We start from the raw sequence: 288 nt of genomic DNA, 5'->3' as shown, positions 1-288 counted from the left end.
ATCTCAATTGATTGCTAAAGGATATTCGTCATGGCAGAAGAAACTATTTTCAGCAAAATTATTCGTCGTGAGATCCCGTCTGATATCGTTTATCAGGACGACTTAGTGACTGCATTCCGTGATATTTCTCCACAGGCACCTAGCCATATTCTTATTATCCCTAACCAGCTGATCCCAACGGTGAATGACGTTAAGCCAGAAGATGAAGCGGCGCTGGGCCGAATGGTTACGGTGGCGGCAAAAATTGCGCAGCAGGAAGGCATTGCCGAAGACGGCTATCGCCTGATT

At 46.5% G+C, this 288-nt stretch carries 1 protein-coding gene; it reads left to right on the top strand.

The features are described 5' to 3' along the window. Nucleotides 1-30: 30 nt before the first annotated feature. Nucleotides 31-288 (top strand): HIT domain-containing protein (locus tag M992_RS14465; protein WP_053909194.1); only part of this gene is annotated, 258 nt, incomplete at its 3' end.

The sequence above is a fragment of the Moellerella wisconsensis ATCC 35017 genome (assembly GCF_001294465.1).
In the GTDB taxonomy this organism is placed as follows: Bacteria; Pseudomonadota; Gammaproteobacteria; order Enterobacterales; family Enterobacteriaceae; genus Moellerella; species Moellerella wisconsensis.
This window is presented reverse-complemented; position numbering and strand designations above follow the sequence as displayed.